The sequence below is a fragment of the Nonomuraea longispora genome (genome assembly GCF_004348345.1).
GTDB classification, from domain to species: domain Bacteria; phylum Actinomycetota; class Actinomycetes; order Streptosporangiales; family Streptosporangiaceae; genus Nonomuraea; species Nonomuraea longispora.
The window spans coordinates 1-21570 of record NZ_SMJZ01000160.1; the positions used below are offsets into that span (position 1 = coordinate 1).

Genomic DNA, 21570 nt, shown 5'->3' on the forward strand with positions numbered 1-21570 from the left:
GGGCGTCGGTGGCGGGCCGGGTGCGGGGAGCGGGCACGGTGACTCTCGTGCACGGCCGCGCCTCCCGGGCCGGGTCAGGTCGTGACGGACGCGTCGGGTCAGGTCGTGACCGACGCGTCGGGTCAGGTCACGACGGCAGGACCGGACCAGGTCGCGACCGACGCAGCCGAAGCCGGTACGCGACGGCCGCGGAACCAGGTCGCGACGGCCGGGCCAGGTCCTGACGGTGGCCGCGTACGGCGCGTCAGGCCCTGACCGGCTGCGGCACGGGTCGCCTGAGCATCGGGCGGTGGCGGCGCGAGGCGGTGCTGGAGGCCATGACGATGGCGGTGAGGATGAGCCCGTCGCGGGCCATGTACTTGCCGGTGAATCCCGTCAGCTGCTGGCCGCCCACGTGCGGGCCGGTGACCAGGAGCCGGGCGGAGAAGGCACCCAGGACGGGGTTGAAGGTCAGGATCGCGTCCTCGAAGTCCAGCCACCGCTTGGCCAGCGGGAACCAGGCCTTGTAGACCGACTCCTTGGCGGAGAACAGCAGGCGGTCCCAGGAGACCTCGGGGTGGTCGACGGCGAGGGCGCGCAGGGCTTTGCGCTCCTCGGCCAGCGAGACGGCATCGAGGACGCCGTTCGACAGCGGCTCGTTGGGTTCGGCGTCGATGCCGATCGTGATGGTGTCGCTGCCGGGGCTGACGACGGCGCCGCGGTATCCCGCGCAGTGCGTGATGCTGCCCACGAAGCCCCTGGGCCACTGCGGTTCGCCGCGCAGGCCGGGCAGGAGCGGCTGCGGCGGCAGGCCGAGCAGGCCCATGGCCTGCCTGGCGCACATGCGTGCCGTGGCGAACTCCTTGCGCCGGGTCTCCACCGATCGGCTGATCACCTCTTCTTCAGCGGGGAAGAGCATCGCGTCGTGGTCGTCGAAGGTGTCGACGGCCACCACCCACGGGGGGAGGATGCTCCCGATCAAAGCATTGGTGTTCACCATTCCAAGCTAGGTTCGGCCTCGCCCCGAGAGAACGTTTGCCCAGGTCTTCTCGGGCTGTCCGGAGCCGGTTGCGGGGTGAACCTTCCCCTGGAAGGGGGTACGACCTGGCCGAAATGTCCCTATTTATGGTTAGTTATCGGATCGTGCCCGCGACGGCGTGATCAGGGAGGCGTCGATCGCCCGGTTGACGGCGTCGATGCGCGACGCGGCCCCCAGTTTCACGAAGATGTTGCGCAGGTGGCGCTTCACCGTGGCCTCGGTGGTGTTGATGCGGGCGGCGATCTGCCGGTTGCTGAGCGCCTGCGCCGCCAGTTCGAGGACCTCGCGCTCCTTGCTCGTCAGCACCTCCGTGGGAGCGCTCTCCATCTGGGCAAGACTTTCCCGGGAGACGGCCAGGACGATGCGGTCCGGCTCGTCGTGCACGCTCCGGATCGCCGACACCAGCTCGTGCCAGTGCACGCTCTTGAGCAGGTAACCGCGGATGCCGGCGGCGAGGAGCCTGCGCAGGAGCTGCGGGCCGTCGTACATGCTGAGGATGATGATCTGCGTGTTCGGGACCTCGCTGCGCAGCCGCGTCACGGTGTCGGTGGCCGAGTCGCCGGGGATCTCCACGTCGAGCAGGAGGATGTCCGGCTTCTTGTCGGCGACCAGGCGGAGCGCGTCGTCGGAGGTGCCCGCCTCGCCCACCACGACCAAGCCGTCCTGGGCGTCCAGGATCTCCCTCAGTCCCTCGCGGAACAGGGCGTGGTCGTCCACGATGGCGATCGTGGTGGGCGGGTCACTCCTGATCATCGGGGCGCCTCTGGATGGGCACGGCGAGGTCGACTCTGGCGCCCATGCCAGGTTTGCTGGCGATCGTCACCGTGCCGCCGAGTAACTGGGTGCGTTCCCTGATGGACGACAACCCGAGACTGCCCTTCGGCGCCTGCCCGTCCGGGTCGAAGCCGCACCCGTTGTCGATCACGCTCGCGACCAGCTCGTGCGGCGCGACGTCGATCCTGATGAGGATGGCCGACGGCTCTCCGTGGGTGAGCGCGTTGCGGGCCGCCTCGCGCAGGATCAGCAGGCACTCCTCGCTGACGGTCGCGGGCGCCCAGGTCTGGTCGCCGTTGACGATCAGCTCGATCTGTACGTCGTCCGTCCCGATGACGTCCAGGTAGTTGAGCAGCCCCTTCTCCAAGGTGCTGCCCCCCGGGGGATGGAGGTCGGAGGTGACCTGGCGCAGGCTGTACATCGTCTCCTGGATGGCCTGCTGCGCCATCTCCAGCTTCGCCAGCGCCTTCGCCGGCTCCCCCGGGCGGTACATGTTCGACAGCTCCAACTGGCGCTGGGCCACGCTGAGGCTGTGGCCGATGCGGTCGTGCAGCTCCCTGGCGATCCGCCGGCGCTCGGCCATCTGGGCCTCGGTCACCTTGTTGAGCAGGATGCCGGTGTAACTGTTGGCGGCCTCCCTGATGCGCAGGGAGATGCTCTGTTCCAGTGCCGTCACCACGAGCCTGAGCATGCGAGCTGCCTGGGTGTCGTCCTGGAGCCGCTGGCTCAGCGTGGTGAACGCCGCGCGGAAGAACACCGAGGCCGCCATCAGCGACTCTCTCGGATGGACGCCCGCCGACGCCCTCGCCACGCCTATGTCCCAGGCCAGGAAACGGGACGTCTCGTCGTCGTCCTGCAGGCGTCCCGCACGCAGTGCCCCCGCCATCTCCGTCAGGATCTGGCCTGCGTTCGTCATGACCTGGGTTTTCGTAACCTGATCATTGATCAACACGCTACCGATGGCCGCAAGTCCCTGCTCGTACTTGCTCAGTATGTCCGCTCGGCACTCCTCGATAAGGCTCGCCGGCCCCGTAGCGTCTTGCTCACCCGTATGCGCAATTTCTCCCACCGTGTCCCCTTGGAGAGTGCACGAATGCTTACATCTTGGGTCAACACTGGTGAGTAGGCAACTGTATGCCAATGACCGGCATACGCGGAGTGGTGCCCGAGCAGCCGCTGTCGGCCCTGTGACCTGCTGAAACAGGGTGCGACATGCAAATGTCAATATTCCGTGAACAGCGTGTGCCGGGCCGGAGCCGGCGCACCGGCTCGTCCGGATGTCCGGCGAGACGGCGGGCCGACGTGAGCGTGGCTCGCATTAGCGCGATTCACGTTAATAAGTGATAACGATACTCGTCAGTAAGGTTTGGGCCGCCCTCCACCCCCTCCCGCGTGCGCCGGCAGCGTGGGCCGGGGTCCCCGCAGGGACCCGCCCGGGTGCGCCGCCCGGCGCGGGCCCGCGATGACTCGGACCTGCGTCTGGTCCGAAAGGTGAAGACCATATGGTCCGTACGGCGCGACCCGCGTTATTAAGGATAAGTCGTATTGTGAGCCCCCAGAGCCGCACCTAACGTGATGAGCGTCAACCCAGTAACGGGTGCGGAAGGGGTTGAGGTCATGCGGCAGGTTCGCCGAACCAAGACATCGAAGCCGAGAAAAGAGCAGAAGAGCTCGTTGGACCTCAGAACTCCATCCGGTCGTGAATTGCCTTTCTAAAAGGGGTGTCCAATCATGGGGCTGTTCGAGAGAGACGCGGCCATGACCTCCATGCAAGGCCTCCTCGCCGAGGCCGTTGGCGGCAAGGGCAGGGTCGTGATGGTGACGGGGGTCGTCGCGACGGGCAAGAGTGAGCTTCTGCATGCCTTCGCCGAACAGGCACTCGAACGGGGTGCGCTGCCGCTTGTGGCCTCCGCCACCCAGGCGGAGAGCGATATTCCGCTGGGCGTGCTCGGCCAGCTCTTCCAGAACGCGCCGCTGCGCGAGGACGTGCGCGCGGTCGCGGCCGATCTGCTGCGAGAAGGCGCGGAGATGGCCTCGCCCGCGAAGGGCGACCGCGTGGAGCAGGTGGACGTGCAGATCGTGCACTCGCTCTGCGCGGTCCTGCTCTCGCTGGCCGAACGCCATCCGCTGGCGATCGTCGTCGACGACGTGCACCTCGCCGACCGGGCCTCGCTGCTCTGCCTGTCGTACCTCGTCCGCAGGTCCAGGTACGCGCCGCTCGTGGCGGTCTTCAGCCAGGCCGAGTACCGCCGGCACATGCACGGATTCTTCGCCACCGAGCTGCTCCGCCAACCCCACTGCACCGCCGTCAGGCTGGCGCCGCTGTCGTACGGCGCCGCGCTCGGCATGACGGCCGAGCGCCTGGGCGAGGCGGCGGCCGAGGAACTGACACCGGAGTGGCACACGCTGAGCGGCGGCAACCCGCTCCTGCTCCGCGGCCTGATCGAGGACCACGAGACCGGCGGGAGCGCTCCCGCCGAACGCTACGGCGAGGCCGTGCTGTCGTGCCTGCACCGGGCGGACCCCGGGCTCATGCAGGTCGCCGGCTGGCTCGCGGTGCTGGACGACCCGGCGCTTCTCGAGCGGCTGCTCGGCTCCGGCACCGCGTCGGTGTCGGACGCCATGCACTGGCTGGAGACGGCCGGGCTGCTGGAGTCGGGCCACTTCCGGGCCGAGATCGCCAGGCGGACGGTGCTGGCCGAGCTGAGCGACGAGGTGCGCCGCAGTGTGCACCGGCGGGCCGCCGAACTGCTGCACGAGGAGGGCGCCGCCGACGTCGTGATCGCCGAGCACCTGCTCGGCGCGGACGCGACCGACCTGCCCTGGGCCGTGCCCGTGCTGGAGACGGCGGCGCTGCACCGCCTGGACGACGGAGCCGTCACCGCGGCCGTCGACTACCTCAAGCTCGCCTGGCGCGGCTGCACCGACGAGCGACGGCGCACCACCATAGCCACGGTGCTGATGCGCGCGGAATGGCGCATCAACCCCAGCTCGCCCGCCGAGCACCTCGCCGAACTCACCGACGCCCTGCACAACGGCACCCTGCGGGGCAGCGACGCGGTCGTGCTGGCCAGGGCGCTGCTGTGGCACGGCAAGGTCGACGACGCCTGCCAGGTGCTCGAACACCTCAAGGAGAGCGGCGACACCGAGCCTCAGACCGTGGCCGAGCTCATCGGCACGCGGCTGTGGTTGCGCTGCTCCGCGCCGCCGCTGCTGGCCCACGTCAACAGGTCGACCAGCGAGCAGGCCAGGGAGGCCGTGCTCCCCGTACGCGTGAGCCGGCGCCTGGAGTCGATCAAAGCGCTGACCTCCGTACTCACCCGAGGGCCGCGCGAGCGCATCCTCGGCACGGTCGAGCGCATCCTGCACAGCTCCCGCCTGGACGAGATGTCCATGGACACCGTCGAGAGCTCCCTGCTCGCGCTCACCTACGGAGGCTGGCCGGAGAAGGCCGCGCCCTGGTGCGACGCCTTCATCGAGGAGGCGCAGTCGCGCAGCGCCCCTGCGCGGCGTGCCCGGCTCACCGCGATCCGCGCCGAGATCGCCATGCGCCGCGGCGACCTGGAGACCGCGGCGTCGTGCGCCAGGCAGGCACTGGAGCTCATCCCGCCGGCCAGTTGGGGTGTCACCGTGGGCGGCCCGCTGGCGAACCTGATGCTCGCCAGCACGGCCATGGGGCAGTACGACAACGCGCTCGCCCAGGTCAACACCCCGGTGCCGGACGCCATGCTGCAGACCCGCTTCGGCCTGCACTACCTGCACGCCCGCGGGCGCTACCACCTCGCGGTCGACCACCCCGCGGCGGCGCTGCGCGACTTCCGGTTCTGCGGCGAGCTCATGGCCGAGTGGGAGATGGACACGCCGGGGTTCATCGCCTGGCGTACCGACGCGGCGGAGGCGCTCATCAGGATGGGCGAGCAGGCGGAGGCCCGCGCCCTGATCAAGGAGCAGTTGTCCCGCTGCGGCCCGACGGCCTCGCGCACGCACGGGATCGCGCTGCGCCTGCTGGCCGCCACGAGCGAGCTCCGGCACCGGCCCATGCTGCTGCGGCAGTCGACGGACCGCCTGCAGACCTGTGGCGACCGCTACGAGCTGGCCCGGTCGTTGTTCGACCTCACCGAGGCCTTCCACAGCGTCGGGGAGTTCCGCAGGGCCGGCATCATCGCCAGCCGTACGCGCACCCTCGCCCAGGAGTGCGGCGCCCAGCCGCTGAGCCAGGCGCTGGACGGCGACGGCGCGGCCACCGCCGAGGGCCAGGGCTCCGAGATCAGCAAGGTGGTGGCCATCCTCAGCGACGCGGAGCGGCGCGTCGCCGGCCTGGCCGCGGTCGGCTACACCAACCGTGAGATCGCCGCCAAGCTGTTCATCACGGTGAGCACGGTCGAGCAGCACCTGACCCGCATCTACCGCAAGCTCGGAATCACTCAGCGTTCCGATCTCCCTCCCAACCTGGAGCTCAGCCCCTCCATGCGCTGACCTGTCGAGCTCCCCGAGCTGCCCACCGTGCGAACCGCGCGGTGGGCAGTGACATTAACAATGTGTATAACGAAGTGTTGTGCACAGTGTCAAGGGCGGATAAAACGCCGAGATGTTTCCATATTAGTTCGTTGTCCCCAGGGGATAGGGGTTGTGGCGAGAACTGCCCCCACAGATCGTATGTACGGACGGTGAGGGTCAATTGGAGGGAGTGTCGTGGACAGCAGAAGGCTGGGTGACACGGGGCCGATCACCTCGTGTCTGGGCTTCGGGTGTCTGGCTCTCTCCGGCGTGTACGGCGAAGTGGACCGCGTGGAATCGCTGGCGTTGCTCCACAACGTGCTCGACACCGGTGTGACATTGCTCGACATGTCCGACGACCACGCTGACGGTGAGGTCGAACGGCTCGTCGGCGAGGCCGTCAGGCCCTGGCGCGACGACGTCATCCTCTCGACGCGCACCCACCACCGCCGCTCCGGAGGCATGAGCCTGCGGCAGGCGTGCGAGGCCTCCCTGAAAAGGCTCGGCGTCGACCACGTCGACCTCTACATCGTCGGCAGGGCCCGGGACGCCGCGCCCGTCGAGGAGATGGCGGGCCGGCTCGGCGAGCTGGTGACGGCGGGCAAGGTGCGCCACGCGGGCCTGTCAGACGTGACGGGGGACGAGCTGCGCCGGGCGCACGCGGTCCACCCGATCACCGCCCTCGGCATGGAATATTCCTTATGGCACCGCGACGCCGAGCTCGACCAGCTCCCGGTGGCGCGCGAGCTGGGCATCGGCCTGGTCGCGGGACGGCCGCTCGGCCGCGGCTTCCTGGCCGGGCGCGGCGGCTCCGCCCGCGAGCTCGACCCTGGAGACGCCCGCCGCGCCGACCCCCGGTTCGACCCGGCCAACCTGCCGGGCAACATCGCCAGACTCAGGAAACTGGAGGCCGAGGCGGCGACCATGGACGTCAGCACCGGCCGGCTGGCGCTGGCCTGGCTGCTGGCCAGGGGGCCCGACGTCGTGCCGGTGCCCAGCACCCGCGACCCGGTCCACCTGGAGATGAACGCGGGCTCCGTCAGGCTGCTGCTGACCGACGCGACGTGCCGCCGCCTCGAAGCGGCCTTCCCGTACGGCGCCGCCACCGGAGCGCCCCTTCCCGGTTGACCCGGGCCGGGGCGGGGGTTTCGGCGGGGTTCAGACGAGAGCCAGGATCACCAGGCCGTGCAGGGCGTACTGGGTGGCCATGAAGGCGCCGTACGGCTCGCGGCGGCGCCCCCTGAGGCACAGGACCGTGATGGCGAGCGCGCCCGCGACCATGGCGATGGCGCTGGGCCACAGCGGCAGCTCCAGGAGCAGCACGGCGGCCGTGAAGGCGAGCGCCAGGCCGATGGCGACGGCGCAGATCGTCCACCGCAGGGTGCGCTCCCCGTGCGTGACCGCGAAGGTCGTACGGCCGGCCTGCGCGTCGCCCTCGATGTCGGGCAGGTCCTTGGTCGTCGACCCCACCAGCGCGGTCCAGAGCGACGCCGCCGGCACGAACACGAGCAGCATGAGCGACACCCTGAACTCGCCGGCGTAGGCGAGAGCGCCCGCGCCGTACGTGAGCACGGTGGCGACGCCTCCGGTCAGGACCGTGCCGCCGGAGCTGCGCTTGAGAGGGAACGGCGGGCCGGAGTACAGGTAACCGAGCACCAGCACGACCGTGAGCAGCAGACCCATCACCGGGTCGAGCGCGAAACCGCTGAGCAGGCTCGCCACGGCCGCGGCGAGCGCCACCGCGGTCGCGAAGGCGGGCGGCAGGTCGCCCCTGCAGATGGGCCTGCGCGAGCCGTTGAGGCGGTCCTCGGACACGTCCATGACGCCGTTGAAGAGGTAGACCGAGAAAATCATCAGCACCCACGTCAGTGCGCCCCAGGCCGTTCTGCCGAGATGCCCGTCGGCGCCGGCCACCTGCGCGCACAAAGCGGTGCCGGTCAGAAAACGCAGCAAGAATATTATCTGCACGGAAGGGCGAGACTCTGCCAGACACAGACCGCCGCGCCGCAGCGCCACGGTTTCGATGGTCGCCATGATCGGATTGTGCTCGACCGCCGGATGGCGGAGAAGGGGGGTGCGTCTAAAGATACCGGGGTCCGCACTCTCGATACCCGGGCGGATATCTATGGGTAGGGACCGGCACTCTCATGATCCCCGCCCTGTTCGGGGGCGCCCGGCCGATTGTACGTTGTGATCGGAGATCTCCTGCAAGCAGACCATGACTCAGGCGAAGGAGATTGAACCATGGTCACGACCCGACCCGTAGAGCGCTATTCGGACTTTACTCCGTTGGCCCTGCCCGACCGTACGTGGCCGGACAGGAGGATCGTTTCGGCGCCGCGCTGGTTGTCGACGGACCTGCGCGACGGCAACCAGTCCCTGGCCAACCCGATGTCGCCGGCCAGGAAACTGCGGATGTTCGAGCTGCTCGTCGACATCGGCTACAAGGAGATCGAAGTCGGATTCCCGGTGGCCAGCCAGGACGACTACGACTTCGTGCGGCTGCTCATCGAGGAGAACCGCATTCCCGACGACGTGTGGATCTCGGTGCTGGTGCCCGCGAGGGACGAACTGATCGAGCGCTCGGTCAGCGCGCTTTCCGGTGCGCCGCGCGCCACCTTCCACCTTTACAACGCGACCGCGCCGCTGTTCCGGCGCGTGGTGTTCAACATGGACCGCGCGCAGTGCAAGGACCTGGCCGTGCAGGGCACGCGCATGATGATGAAATACGCCGAGCGTGATCTGGCCGGCTGCGACCTGCGCTACCAGTACTCGCCGGAACTGTTCAACGAGACCGAGCCGGACTTCGCCCTGGACGTGTGCGAAGCGGTCATGGACGTGTGGAGGCCCGGCCCGGGGCGCCCGATCATCCTGAACTTCCCCACCACCGTGGAGCGTTCCCTGCCGTCGGTGTTCGCCGACCAGATCGAGTGGCTGGACCGCAACCTGTCCCGCAGGGAGCACGTGTGCCTGTCCATCCATCCGCACAACGACCGCGGCACGGGGGTTGCCGCGGCCGAGCTGGCGATGCTCGCCGGCGCCGAGCGGATCGAGGGCTGCCTGTTCGGCAACGGCGAGCGGGCCGGCAACGTGTGCCTGGTGACGCTCGGCATGAACATGTTCACCCACGGCGTGGACCCCGAGATCGACTTCTCCGACATCGACCGCATCCGCGGCACGGTCGAGCACTGCAACGAGATCCCGGTGCACCCCAGGCACCCGTACGGGGGCGAGCTGGTCTACACCGCCTTCTCCGGCTCCCACCAGGACGCGATCAAGAAGGGGTTCGACGACCTGGAGCGGCAGGCGTCCGAGTCCGGCGCCGCCGTCGACGAGATGCCGTGGACGATGCCGTACCTGCCGGTGGACCCCAAGGACGTGGGGCGCACGTACGAGGCGATCGTGCGGATCAACAGCCAGTCGGGCAAGGGCGGAATCGCGTACGTCATGAGCGCCTGGCACGGCATGGACCTGCCCCGCGAACTGCAGCGGGAGTTCGCCGGGCTCGTGCAGGAGCGGGCCGACCTGCGGGGCAGCGAGCTCTCGCCCGACCAGGTATGGGAGCTGTTCCAGGAGGAGTACCTCTCGCGCGACGAGCGGCCCGGCGTGCCGGCCGCCGGCGGTGAGAGGATCACCGCGATCCTCCACATGGACGGCCAGCGCGAGCAGGCCGTGCGGGCCATCGGAGCCACGCTGGCGCCCCTGGGCGTGGACGTGCGCGCGGTGCACCGCTCCGGCTGCGCCGAGCAGGTCGCCAGCATGGAGACGACGGTCTACGCCGAGTGCAAGGTGGACGGCGAGACGGTCTGGGGCGTCGGCGTCGCCACCAACGTGGTGGACGCGACCCTCACGGCGGTCGGCTCGGCCGCCAGGAGGAGCGGGCGGACGGAGGTCAGGCTCGCGAATGCCAGCTGACGCCCGGCGCACGACAGCGCACGGCAGCGGCCGTCCTCCGGGCGGCCGCTGCGGCGTTTCCCGGCCACGCCACCCCCTGCCCGCCGTTCCGCGCCCCGCCTGATTCCCGGGCACGACGAAAGCCACCGCTCATTCTCTCGAAGAGCAGTGGCTTTCGTTCTGTCGGAAGGCCTCGCAAAAGGGGTACGACGTCTAGCTCAATGCCTCACCTCACCGGCGGGATAAACACCTTCAAAACCGTGTTGCTTGTATTCAAGCGCGGCCCGGATTCATTTCCCACCCCTAGCTCACCCTTAGGGCGAACGCTAATTCCCCGGTCAGCTTATTCGCCGCAGGCGGCCCGGCTCGGTGGACCTCGGGCGCCATTCGCGGGGATATCCCAGCGAGACCTCTTCGAACCGCACGCCGTTGTGCCAGGTGGTGCGGGGAATGTGCAGGTGCCCGTAGACCACGGTGCGCGCGTTGAACCGTACGTGCCAGTCGGCGGTGCGCTCGGTGCCGCACCACAGCGCGAAGTCGGGATAGCGCAGGACGTCGGTCGGCCGGCGTACCAGGGGATAGTGGTTCATCAGCACGGTCGGCAGGCCGGCGGGCAGCTCGCTCAGCCGCCGCTCGGTCAGCTCGACCCGGGCCGCGCACCAGGCCTGCCTCGACGGGTACGGGTCGGGGTGCAGCAACATCTCATCCGTGCACACCACGCCACGTTCGTACGCCTGGGCCAGGGCCTCCGCCCGGGAACGCACGCCGGGGACGCGGAAGGAGTAGTCGTACAACACGAACAGCGGCGCCACGACGAGGGAGTCCTCCCAGACCGGGTAGGGATCCTCGGGCGTGACGACGCCCAGGTCGCCGCAGAGCCGCACCAGACGGTCGTAACGCTCGGCGCCCCGCAGCCGCACGGGGTCGCTCGGATGGGTCCACAGCTCGTGGTTGCCGGGGGTCCACACGACCTTGGCGAAGCGCCCGCTGAGCAGGCGCAGCGCCCATTCGACATCGGCCATGAGCTCGGCGACGTCGCCCGCGATCAGCAACCAGTCGGCGGCGGACCGGGGCCGTAGGGCCTCCACGATCTCCCGGTTGTCCGCATAGCCCACGTGGAGATCGCTGATGGCGAGCAACGCCGACATTCCTACTCCGCGATGGCCGTCCGCATGATCCAGGTGTAGACGGGAAGCTCCTGCCCGTCCACGCGCGTTCGCTCACCTCTGTGGAGGAAGTGCTCGTACCCACTGCCGAAAGGCAGTTTGATCTTCTCGCAGCCCGGCGCGACGGTCAAGAACCGCCGTTCGGTCGGCAGGTGGTTCGGTCCCCCGATGAGCATGACTTTGACGTACGACATGGGTCACCTCGTTTCAGAGCGGGATGTTGGTGTGGCAGCCGCGGGACTGCGGCGCCCGTGCGAGTGCTTCTGCCAGGCGGAGCCGGGTCTCGAGGGGGGAGATCACCTCGTCCACCACGCCGAGTGCCATGGCCCGGTCGACGCCGCCGGCCGTCCGCTGGTGCTCCTCCACCAGACGGGCGTGCAGGCCGGCCCGCTCGGACTCGGGCACCGCGGCCAGCTTCTTGCGGTGCAGGATGCCCACCGCCGCCTCGGCCCCCATCACCGCCACCTCGGCGTCGGGCCAGGCGTACACCGCGGACGCGCCCAGCGACCTGGAGTTCATGGCGATGTAGGCGCCGCCGTACGACTTGCGGGTGATCAGCGTCACGCGGGGAACGACCGACTCGGCGAAGGCGTGCAGCAGCTTGGCGCCCCGCCTGACGACGCCTCCCCACTCCTGCTGGACGCCCGGCAGATAGCCGGGGACGTCGACCACGACCACGAGCGGCACCCCGAGCGAGTCGCACATCCGCACGAAACGCGAGGCCTTCTCCGCCGACAGCGAGTCCAGGCACCCGCCCTTGCGCAGCGGGTTGTTGGCGATGACGCCGACCGCCCGACCGCCGAGCCGCCCGAGCCCGACCACCATGTTGGGGGCCCAGCGTGGTTGCAACTCCAGGAAGTCGGGGTCCAGCACGGCGCGGACCAGCGGCCGGACGTCGTAGGCGCGTCGCGGCATGTCGGGGAGCAGCGCGCGCAGGTCGCACGGCTCGCTCAGCGCGGCGAAGTCGTGCTCGCCCGGCCGGGTGAAGAACCCGGTCAGCAGGCGGGCCCGGTCGTACGCGGCTTCCTCCGAGTCGACCGTGACGTGGGCGACGCCCGACTTGGGGCCGTGCGCGTCGGGGCCGCCGAGCCCGGCCATGTCGATGTTCTCACCGGTGACGGTGCGTACGACGTCGGGCCCGGTGATGAAGACCCGGCCGGCGTCCGACATGATGATCACGTCGGTCAGCGCGGGCCCGTACGCGGCCGCCCCCGCGGCCGGCCCGAGCACGACCGAGATCTGCGGCACAAGGCCGGAGGCGGCCGTCATGGCGGCGAACATGCGCCCCACGCCGTCCATCGACTCCACGCCGTCGGCCAGCCGGGCGCCGCCGGAGTGCCACAGCCCGATCACCGGGCAGCGCCGGCGCACGGCCAGCTGGATGGCCTCGACGATCCGGTTCGCGCCCGCCCAGCCCAGCGCGCCGCCCATGATTGTCGCGTCGGTGCAGTAGGCGATGACGGGCGAGCCGTCGATCAGCCCGTGCACGGCCTGCACGCCGCTGTCGTCGTCGCCGTGTATCGGCACCACCGAGTCGGGATCCATGAGTCGCGAGAAGCGCACCGATGGAGTCCTCGGATCGAGTATTGCTTCCGTGGGAAAAGCGGTCAGGACCGTCATCGTTGTCCTTTCGCCGGAATCTGTCCTTCGAAATGTCCCGGGTGACCCCTATCGCGAACAACCCCTATAGCCTCGTACCTCTAGCAGGGGAGCTCTCGGACGTAGGGGGGTCGTGGGGTGACCGGTAAATGAACGCCGTGTGACACTCGGGCTTGTGTTGTTCTTTCAGCGTGCCGGCCGGTCACGGCAGGCGCAGAAAGGTGCGGAAATCATGCAACGCACACAGCTCAAGAAAGCCCGGCAGACCGCACGTCATCCCAAGGTGGAGGCGCCGGACACGCGCACTCCGTCCGGCCGGCTGCTGCGGTTCTAGGAGCCCGACATGACTACCGAGATCACCGCGCCGGCCATCGGCCTCGCCGCCCTCCTCGACCAGGACCCGGCCTTCCGCCTGCACGAGGGCGGCAAGCTCGAGACGCGCCCGTCCGTTCAGGTGCGCGACCTCGACGACCTCTCCCTCGCCTACACGCCGGGCGTGGCCCGCGTCTGCACCGCCATCGCCGAGCGGCCCGAGCTGGCCGACGACTACACCTGGCGCTCCAACGTCGTGGCGGTCGTCACCGACGGCACCGCCGTGCTCGGCCTCGGCGACATCGGGCCCACCGCGGCGATGCCGGTCATGGAGGGCAAGGCGCTGCTGTTCAAGCAGTTCGGCGGGGTGGACTCCGTGCCCATCTGCCTCGACTGCACGGACGTCGACGAACTGGTGGAGACGATCGTCCGGATGGCCCCGTCGTTCGGCGGCATCAACCTCGAGGACATCAGCGCGCCGCGCTGTTTCGAGGTGGAGCGCCGGCTCAGGGAGGTGCTGGACATCCCCGTCTTCCACGACGACCAGCACGGCACGGCCATCGTGGTGCTGGCCGCGCTGCGCAACGCGGCGCGGGTGACCGGCCGTCGGCTGTGGGACCTGCGCGCCGTCGTGGCGGGGGCGGGCGCCTCCGGCCTCGCGGTCGCGAGCATGCTGATGAACGCCGGCATCGGCGAGGTCGCCGTGTCCGACAGCAAGGGTGTGCTCCACACCGGCCGCGACGACCTCAACCCCCACAAAGCCCTCATCGCGGGCTGCACCAACCAGTCCGGGCACACCGGCACGACCGAGGAGGCCCTGGCCGGGGCGGACGTCTTCATCGGACTGTCGGGCTCGACGATCAAGGAGCGCGCCATCGCCTCCATGGCGCCCGGCTCCATCGTCTTCGCGCTGTCCAACCCCGAGCCCGAGATCCACCCCGGGATCGCCCGGGAGCACGCGGCCGTCGTGGCCACCGGGCGCAGCGACTTCCCCAACCAGATCAACAACGTGCTGGCCTTCCCCGGAGTCTTCAGGGGCGCCCTGTCGGCCCGCGCCTCGGCCATCACCGAGAACATGAAGATCGCCGCCGCGCACGCCCTGGCCGCCGTGGTCGAGGAGGAACTGTCGGCCGACCGGATCCTGCCGGAGGCGTTCGACCCCCGCGTCGTGCCCGCCGTCGCCGCGGCGGTCGCCGACCAGGCCCGCCGTGACGGCGTGGCCCGGCTGCCCGGCCTCTGAGCCGGCGCCGGTCAGCGGTAGTAGCCCTCGACCGGTACGCGGGCCTCGGTGTAGAGGGCGGGACCCTCGCTGGGCGGGTCGGTGAAGGCGGTGCCGGGCGGCTTGAGCCCGTCGAGCTGCTCGCCGGACAGCGCGTAGACGACCCGGCCGAGGCCCGAGCGCGCGATGGCGCCCGCGCACATGCCGCACGGCTGGCAGCTCGTGTACATCGTCGTGGCGGCGGCGGTCGCCGGGTCGAGCTCGCGCCCGGCCCAGCGGGCCAGCTTGAGCTCCGGATGGGCGGTGATGTCGCGGTCGGTGAGCGAGGAGTTGCGCTCCTCGGCCAGGACGGTCCCGTCGGGCCCGGCCAGCAGCGAGCCGAACGGCGGGTTGCCGCCCGCGCGGGCCTCGCCGGCCAGCGCGATGGCGCGGCGCAGGAGCTTGTCGTCGTCGGGTGTCATCGGTTCTCCCTGGCCTTGGCCTACGACTCCTGCAGGCGGCGGATCACGGCCTGCTTGGCCGTCCCGAACTCGTCGTCCGTCAGCACTCCGGCCCGGTGCAGATCGCCCAGCTCGGCCAGGCGGCGCAGCACGGCGTCGTGCACGTCGTCGGCGACGGACGCGGGAGCCGGCGGCAGCTCGGGAACGTCGCGCGGCAGCCGGGCGAGCACGGCGGCGGCGACCAGGGCGGTCGCGCCCCCGAAACGCTGGATGCCCCAGGCCACGCAGCGCGTGTCCTTCTGCGGCGACTGCTGGGCGGGCCGTTCGCCCTTGATGCGGAAGCGCAGCGTGCCGTAGCCCATGCCGGACTGGGGCTTCCACTCCACCCCGGCGATGTCGGACAGCGGGAACTCCTGCGAACCCGCCTTCTCCTTGTCGGTGCTCGCGAAGCCGGTCCACTCCAGGCGCACGCGATCGCCGTCGAACAGCGCGGTGCCGTCGCCGGCGGTGGCGGAGATGGGCACCGGCGGGGGCGGCAGCAGGTAGTCCTCGCAGGGGCCGCTCGGCGTCTGGTAGACGAGCAGGGTGTCGCGGACCTCGTCGGCGAAGTATTCGCCCGCCCCCGCACGGTTCTTCGGGACCGCCAGACGGTAGGGGTCGGCGGGCGGCACCAGCAGGCCGGCGACGACGTCGGACAGCGCGTCGGCGCCCTTGCGCAGCCGCAGGCGCACGTGCCCGCCCTTGCGGCCCGGCTCGTACGTCACCCCCGCGATCGCCGCCAGCGGGACCACCACCTCGCCCAGCGTCCTGCGCAGCTCGTGGACGTCCTTGTCGCTGCCGGGCACGATGCGCAGCACTTCTCCGTTGAACGTCCACAACCCGTCGGGGACGGCGATCTCGGCCATAGTCTTCAGCGTAGGACAACTTGGGGCCCGGGCCATAGCGGGAGGAAAGGCATGCAGACCTTCACGAGCTGGACGTCCTGGAAGCAGGCGGAAGGCCCTCTCGGCAAGGTGCTCCCGCCACAGACCGTGGCCGTCCTGCGCGACGCGGTGGTGTTCGCGCGGCGCTGGCACGGGGCGCAGCAGCGGCCCACCGGGCGGCCGTACCTCGATCATCTGCTGGAGGCGCTGGAGGTGGCCGTCGCCGGCGCCGGGGTGGACGAGCGGGACGTGCTGGTGGCGATCGTGCTGCACGACGTGCTGGAGGACACGCCGTGCACCGAGGCGGAGATCGCGAACCGGTTCGGGCCGCGCGTGGCCGCGCTGGTGCGCTGGGTGAGCAAGCCGCGCGGCGGCGTGAAGGCCGACTATCTGGCCTCCCTGGCCAAGGCTCCGCCGCAGGCCGTGCTGGTGAAGCTGGCCGACCGGGCGAGCAACGTGCAGGAGCTGCAGCGCATGCCGTGGCGCTTCCAGCGCAGCTACTACTTCGAGACGGTCGCCTACATCATGCCGCTGGCGGGGGTCCATCCGTGGTTCGCGAGGTGGTTCGCGCAGTGGCGCGAACACTGGCGCCGCGTGGAGCGCTGGCCCGCCCGCTGACGGGAGTCGCGGGCCCCTGACCGTGGCCCCTGACCGTGGCCCGCACCGGCCGCGCTATTCGTCGATCCGGCCCACGCGGTTGCGTACGCCCTTGAAGTGGGCGTGCACGGCTGACACCGCGCCGGCCCGGTCGCCCGCGAGCACGGCGGTGTAGATGTCGCGGTGCCGCGTGACCACGTCGCCGGGCGGCTCGTCGGGCACCCCGAGCTGGTCGCGCAGCTGGTAATAGACGTCCCAGAACGCCCCGAGCAGCTGGCCGACCAGCGGGTTGCCGAGCGGCCGGTAGAGGAGGTCGTGGAAGAGGCGGTCGGTCTCCGGGGAGACGGGCCCGGCCTGCGCTTCGGCCTCCATCCTGACGATGACGTCGGCCACCGGCGTCAGGTCGGCGGCGGGGCCGAGCTCGATGAGACGCTCCACGAGGCCGCTCTCCAGGATCTCGCGGATCTCGATGAGGTTGGCCAGGTGGTTCTTGCCGTTCTGCAGCGTGATGCGGCTGTGGAACGTCAGTTCGTTGACGAGCCCCGCCAGCGACATCCGCCCGACGAACATGCCGAAGCCGTGCCGGATGTCGACGATGCCGACCGCCTGCAGGGCCTTCAGGGCTTCCCTGACCGAGTTGCGGCTGACCTGCAACTCCTCCATCAGCTCCGACTCGGTGGGCAGGGGGTCGCCCGCCACCAGCCCGCGCCTCACGATGAGGTCCTTCACGCCCTCCTGGGCCTCCACGGCCCTGCTCGGGCGTACGGGGCGCGGGACAGTCGTCATGAGCAGTCACCTTCTCATAGCCACTTACGTAACATTACGGAAATCTTTGGTTGACCTAGGGCCGGATTGCCATCTAGCGTCCCACTTACGCAAAAGATAGGACATGGGACGTCCCATGTTCTACCCCTCAGGAGGCATCCGTGAGCTCTGACTTCAGCCGCCGCGACTTCCTGCGTTACAGCGGAGCGACGGGTGCGGCGGCGTTCATCGCGACCACCCTCTCCGCCTGTTCCGGAGGCCCGGCATCGACCGGCTCGGTCGGCGCCGGATCCAACAAGGACCTGATCACCGCCGTCATCGGGTACGGCAACGACCAGAGCTGGGACCCCACGCAGACCGCGTCCGCCTTCTCGATGGCGGCGATCAACCACGTCTACGAAGGACTGCTCGACACCGACCCGATCACCCGCGAGCCGTACGCCGCGCTCGCCACGGAGCTGCCGTCCGACCTGAACGCGACCTCATGGAAGTTCACCCTCCGCGAGGGCGCCACGTGGCACGACGGGAAGCCGGTCACCGCCGACGACGTCGTCTTCACCTTCGAACGCGTCCTGGACCCCGAGGCGAACGTGCTGATCGGCAACTTCTTCAGGTCCTGGCTGGAGGAGGTGAAGAAGATCGATGGCCGGAGCGTCGAGCTGGTCTTCAAGTTCCCCTTCGCCGACGCCGCGCCCCGGCTGACCATCGCCAAGATCATGCCCAAGCACGTGTTCGGCCAGCCCGGCGCCTGGGACCAGGCCAAGGGCGGCAAGGCCGTGGGCTCGGGGCCGTACAAGCTGGTCGCGCACAACCCCAAGTCGAACACCTCCTTCGAGGCGTACGACGGCTACAACGGCCCGCGTCCGGCCACGGCCAAGAAGATGAACTGGCTGACCATCGTCGACGCCGCCGCCCGCGTGGCCAAGATCTCCGGCGCGTCCGCCGAGGCGCAGATCGCCGACAACATCCCCTACGCCAACGTCGACCAGCTCAAGCAGCAGGGGCTGACGGTCGAGGGCGGCAAGGGCATGAACCACATGTTCCTGATGTTCAACACGGCCACCAAGCCGTTCGACGACGTACGGGTGCGGCAGGCGCTGCACTACGCCATCGACAAGCAGAAGATGATCGACGTGGCGCTCAAGGGCCACGGCACGGCCTCCAGCTCCTTCCTCAACGAGGGCCACCCCGACCACCAGCGGGCCTCCGTCGTCTACGACCACGACCCCGACAAGGCCAAGGCGCTGCTGAAGGAGGCGGGTGTCAGCAACCTGACGGTCAACCTGATGGCCGTCAACGTGAGCTGGCTCGCCGACTGCCTGCCGACGATCGCCGCCTCCTGGGAGGCGGTCGGCATCAAGACCACGCTGGAGCCGCAGGACACGGCGGCGTTGTTCACCAAGATGGACCAGTTCCAGGACTACCAGGTGGTCGCCGCCGCCTCGAACCCCAACCAGTTCGGCATGGACGCCGACCTGATCTGCCGCTACAACTTCGTCGAGGGCGGCCTGTGGATGAAGTACGCCCACTACGACGGCACCAAGGACGCCAAGGCGCTGTTCGCCCTGATGGACGAGGCCACCAAGGAATCGGACAAGGAGAAGAAGAAGGCGACGGTCCACAAATATCTGGACATGATCGCTGAGCAGGCCGTGCTCTACCCGGTCGTCCACACCGAGCTCATGACCGCCTGGGACGCCAAGAAGCTGTCCGGCATCGAGGCCCAGCCGTACCCCGGAATCAACCTCCTGCAGGCCAAGAGGACATGACGCTCGTCGCCCGGATGCTGCTGCGGCGGCTCCTCATCCTCATCCCGCTCGTGCTCGGCGTGGTCGCGTTCGTGTTCATCGTGATGCGCTTCTCCAACAGCAAGCCGGAGTACGCCTACTTCCAGGGCGCGAACCCGACCCCCGAGCAGATCCACCAGTTCCAGCTCGAGAACGGGCTGCTGGACCCGCTCCCGCTGCGCTACGTCCGCTTCGTCATGGATCTGGCGCAGGGCGACATGGGCACCAGCGTGCTCACCAAGAAGCCGGTCATCGAGTCGGTGACGACGGCCCTGCCGCTGACGTTGCAGCTGACGTTCCTCGGCCTGGTCGTGGGGCTGGTCCTGGCGTTCGTGTTCGGCGTGGCCGCGGCGCTCTACCGCGACCGCTGGCCCGACCAGCTCGTCCGCCTGGTGTCGCTGATCGGGGTGGCGGCGCCGTCGTTCTGGCTGGCGCTGCTGATGATCCAGTGGCTGGCGGTCGGCGAGGGACTGTTCCCCACCGGCGGTTACATCAACCCGGCCGACTCGTTCGCCGGCTGGCTGCGGTCGATGACGCTGCCCGCCCTGTCGTTGTCGTTGCCGATCGCCGCCCAGCTCACCCGCATCATCCGCACGTCGGTGGTGGAGGAGCTGGACCGCGACTACGTGCGCACCGCGTACGGCAGCGGCCTGCCGCCGATCGTGGTCGTCGGCAGGAACGTGCTGCGCAACGCCCTCATCAACCCGCTGACCGTGCTCGGCCTGCGCATCGGCTACCTGATCGGCGGCACCGTGGTCATCGAGACGATCTACGGCCTGCCCGGCATGGGGCAGCTCATGATCAACGCCGTGCGCGACGGCGACCCCGCCGTCGTCCAGGGCGTGGTGCTGACCATCGCCGTCGGCTTCATGATCGTCAATCTGGTCGTCGATGTCCTCTACCTGCTGGTCAACCCCCGCCTCAGGAGCGCCTCATGAGACGTGGACTCACCGACCGCCTGGCCCGCCCGGGCGTGACGTTCCGCAGGCTGAAGCCGCTGTCGTGGATCTCGCTCGGCCTCATCGCCGCCGTCGTGCTGGCGGCGGTGCTGGCGCCGCTCATCGCGCCGCACTCGCCGTTCTTCCAGGAGGCGTCCGGCGGCGGCCCGTCGGCCGAGCACTGGATGGGACTCGACAGCGCCAACCGCGACATCCTGTCCAGGCTCCTGTACGGCGCCCGCTGGTCCCTCGTCATCGGCCTCGGCGCGACCGGGCTCGCCCTGGTGGCCGGCGCGGTCATCGGCGCCGTCGCCGCCACCTCGCGCAAGGCCGTGGACGAAACCGTCATGCGCCTGCTCGACGTGATCATGGCGTTCCCCGGCATCGCGCTGGCCGCCGTGCTCGTGGCCGTGTTCGGCGGCAGCGTCCCCGTCCTCGTCATGGCCATCGCCTTCCTCTACATGCCGTCCGTCGCCAGGGTCGTACGGGCGAACGTCCTCGCCCAGTACGGCGAGGACTACGTCGCGGCCGAGCGCATCATCGGCGCCCGCACCCCGCACATCGTCGTCAAGCACGTCACGATCAACTGCGCGGCGCCCGTGCTGGTGTTCTGCACGGTGATGGTGGCCGACGCGATCGTGTTCGAGGCGTCGTTGTCGTTCATCGGCGCCGGCGTACGTCCGCCTGACCCGTCGTGGGGCAGCGTCATCGCCGACGGCAAGAACCTCGTGCTGCTCGGCGGCTGGTGGGGCACGGTCTTCCCCGGCCTGCTGATCCTGCTGACCGTGCTCGCCCTGAACATCCTGTCCGAAGGCATCTCCGACGCCTGGGCGGCGCCCGCCGCCCGCAAGGCGCCGGTCAGGAAGGACGAGGACGCCTTCGAGCGGGCGCAGCCCGGCTCCGGCGAGGTCGTCGAGCTGCCCGGACTGGCCGAGGCCGCGCAGCGGCTCGCCGAGCGTGCCCGCCCGCTGCCTCAGGGGCCGCCCATCCTCACGGTGGAACGGCTGCGCATCGGGTTCACCGAGGGCGTGGACATCGTCGACGGCATCGGCTTCGAGGTGCGCCCCGGCGAGGTGCTCGGCCTGGTCGGCGAGTCGGGCTGCGGCAAGTCGCTGACCGCGCTCACCATCATGGGCCTGCAACCCCGCGACGCCCGCGTCAGCGGCCACGTGCGCTTCGACCAGCGCGAGCTGCTCTCGCTGCCGCGCCGCGCCCGCCGCCGGCTGCTCGGGCACGAGATGGCGATGATCTACCAGGACGCGCTGTCCTCGCTCAACCCCGCCATGACCATCAAGGCCCAGCTCAAGCAGCTCACCCGCCGCGGCGGCCGGCGCACCCCCGCCGAACTGCTCGAACTCGTCGGCCTCGACGCCCGCCGCACCCTGTCGTCCTATCCCCACGAACTGTCGGGCGGGCAGCGGCAGCGGGTGCTCATCGCGATGGCGCTGTCGCGCGACCCCAAGCTGATCGTCGCCGACGAACCCACCACCGCGCTCGACGTGACCGTCCAGGCGCAGGTCATCGAGCTGCTGCTGAAGCTGCGCGAGGAGCTCGGCTTCGCGCTGATCCTCGTCTCGCACGACCTCGCGCTCGTCGCCGACGTCACCGACCGCGTGGTCGTCATGTACGGCGGCCAGATCG

The 21570-nt window shown here is 69.8% G+C and carries 18 protein-coding genes; 8 read left to right on the top strand and 10 right to left on the bottom strand.

Annotation, left to right across the window (positions count from 1 at the left end; genetic code table 11):
- Window positions 1–244: 244 nt before the first annotated feature.
- From E1267_RS31985 to E1267_RS31995, 3 genes are all read right to left on the bottom strand, one after another.
- Window positions 245–961, bottom strand: a complete 717-nt coding sequence (locus E1267_RS31985; RefSeq protein ID WP_132338032.1) for a 4'-phosphopantetheinyl transferase family protein — start codon at window positions 959–961, stop codon at window positions 245–247.
- Window positions 962–1108: 147 nt separating this feature from the next.
- Window positions 1109–1771: a response regulator transcription factor gene (locus E1267_RS31990; RefSeq protein WP_132338034.1), complete on the bottom strand. Its 663-nt coding sequence runs from the start codon at window positions 1769–1771 to the stop codon at window positions 1109–1111.
- Complete coding sequence (locus E1267_RS31995) at window positions 1758–2708, bottom strand: sensor histidine kinase (RefSeq protein WP_132338036.1); 951 nt, start codon at window positions 2706–2708, stop codon at window positions 1758–1760. Before E1267_RS31995 ends, E1267_RS31990 begins: the two co-directional genes overlap by 14 nt.
- A gap of 815 nt (window positions 2709–3523) precedes the next feature.
- Between E1267_RS31995 and E1267_RS32000 the strand changes: the two genes are divergently transcribed.
- On the top strand, window positions 3524–6268 hold the full coding sequence (locus E1267_RS32000) for a helix-turn-helix transcriptional regulator (RefSeq protein ID WP_132338037.1): 2745 nt from the start codon (window positions 3524–3526) through the stop codon (window positions 6266–6268).
- 216 nt (window positions 6269–6484) lie between these two features.
- Complete coding sequence (locus tag E1267_RS32005) at window positions 6485–7417, top strand: aldo/keto reductase (RefSeq protein ID WP_165959913.1); 933 nt, start codon at window positions 6485–6487, stop codon at window positions 7415–7417.
- 30 nt (window positions 7418–7447) lie between these two features.
- Here the strand turns inward: E1267_RS32005 and E1267_RS32010 are convergent, their stop codons facing one another.
- Window positions 7448–8323 carry a UbiA family prenyltransferase gene (locus E1267_RS32010; protein WP_132338041.1) on the bottom strand — a complete coding sequence of 292 codons (876 nt, stop codon included), beginning with the start codon at window positions 8321–8323 and terminating at the stop codon, window positions 7448–7450.
- A 210-nt stretch (window positions 8324–8533) separates the two neighbouring features.
- Here E1267_RS32010 and leuA point away from each other — a divergent pair, with 210 nt between their 5' ends.
- Complete coding sequence (leuA, locus tag E1267_RS32015; RefSeq protein WP_132338043.1) at window positions 8534–10204, top strand: 2-isopropylmalate synthase; 1671 nt, start codon at window positions 8534–8536, stop codon at window positions 10202–10204.
- Between the two features lie 317 nt (window positions 10205–10521).
- On the opposite strand, the gene E1267_RS32020 is transcribed toward leuA, so the two are convergent.
- From E1267_RS32020 to E1267_RS32030, 3 genes are read right to left on the bottom strand one after another with little or no spacing between them, the layout of a single operon-like run.
- Window positions 10522–11331: a metallophosphoesterase family protein gene (locus E1267_RS32020; protein WP_132338045.1), complete on the bottom strand. Its 810-nt coding sequence runs from the start codon at window positions 11329–11331 to the stop codon at window positions 10522–10524.
- A 2-nt stretch (window positions 11332–11333) separates the two neighbouring features.
- Entirely contained in the window at window positions 11334–11543 is a 210-nt protein-coding gene (locus E1267_RS32025; protein ID WP_132338046.1) for a DUF5988 family protein, read from the bottom strand.
- 13 nt (window positions 11544–11556) lie between these two features.
- Window positions 11557–12969 (bottom strand): acyl-CoA carboxylase subunit beta, encoded by a 1413-nt coding sequence (locus E1267_RS32030; protein ID WP_132338048.1) that lies wholly within the window; start codon window positions 12967–12969, stop codon window positions 11557–11559.
- A gap of 322 nt (window positions 12970–13291) precedes the next feature.
- On the opposite strand from E1267_RS32030, the gene E1267_RS32035 reads away from it, so the two are divergent.
- Window positions 13292–14500: an NAD(P)-dependent malic enzyme gene (locus E1267_RS32035; protein WP_132338049.1), complete on the top strand. Its 1209-nt coding sequence runs from the start codon at window positions 13292–13294 to the stop codon at window positions 14498–14500.
- An 11-nt stretch (window positions 14501–14511) separates the two neighbouring features.
- Here the strand turns inward: E1267_RS32035 and E1267_RS32040 are convergent, their stop codons facing one another.
- Complete coding sequence (locus E1267_RS32040; RefSeq protein ID WP_132338051.1) at window positions 14512–14940, bottom strand: nucleoside deaminase; 429 nt, start codon at window positions 14938–14940, stop codon at window positions 14512–14514.
- Between the two features lie 20 nt (window positions 14941–14960).
- The gene (locus tag E1267_RS32045; protein WP_132338053.1) at window positions 14961–15824 is read right to left on the bottom strand and encodes a DUF4429 domain-containing protein; all 864 of its coding nucleotides are present in this window, start codon (window positions 15822–15824) and stop codon (window positions 14961–14963) included.
- 51 nt (window positions 15825–15875) lie between these two features.
- Between E1267_RS32045 and E1267_RS32050 the strand changes: the two genes are divergently transcribed.
- Window positions 15876–16460 (top strand): HD domain-containing protein, encoded by a 585-nt coding sequence (locus tag E1267_RS32050; RefSeq protein ID WP_132338054.1) that lies wholly within the window; start codon window positions 15876–15878, stop codon window positions 16458–16460.
- A 54-nt stretch (window positions 16461–16514) separates the two neighbouring features.
- Here the strand turns inward: E1267_RS32050 and E1267_RS32055 are convergent, their stop codons facing one another.
- The gene (locus E1267_RS32055) at window positions 16515–17225 is read right to left on the bottom strand and encodes a FadR/GntR family transcriptional regulator (protein WP_132338056.1); all 711 of its coding nucleotides are present in this window, start codon (window positions 17223–17225) and stop codon (window positions 16515–16517) included.
- 140 nt (window positions 17226–17365) lie between these two features.
- Here E1267_RS32055 and E1267_RS32060 point away from each other — a divergent pair, with 140 nt between their 5' ends.
- From E1267_RS32060 to E1267_RS32070, 3 genes are all read left to right on the top strand, one after another.
- On the top strand, window positions 17366–18973 hold the full coding sequence (locus E1267_RS32060) for an ABC transporter substrate-binding protein (RefSeq protein WP_132338058.1): 1608 nt from the start codon (window positions 17366–17368) through the stop codon (window positions 18971–18973).
- Window positions 18970–19929: an ABC transporter permease gene (locus E1267_RS32065; protein WP_132338060.1), complete on the top strand. Its 960-nt coding sequence runs from the start codon at window positions 18970–18972 to the stop codon at window positions 19927–19929. The genes E1267_RS32060 and E1267_RS32065 overlap by 4 nt, the downstream gene beginning before the upstream one ends.
- On the top strand, window positions 19926–21570 hold a 1645-nt coding region (locus E1267_RS32070; RefSeq protein WP_132338062.1), incomplete at its 3' end, for a dipeptide/oligopeptide/nickel ABC transporter permease/ATP-binding protein. The genes E1267_RS32065 and E1267_RS32070, both read left to right, overlap by 4 nt.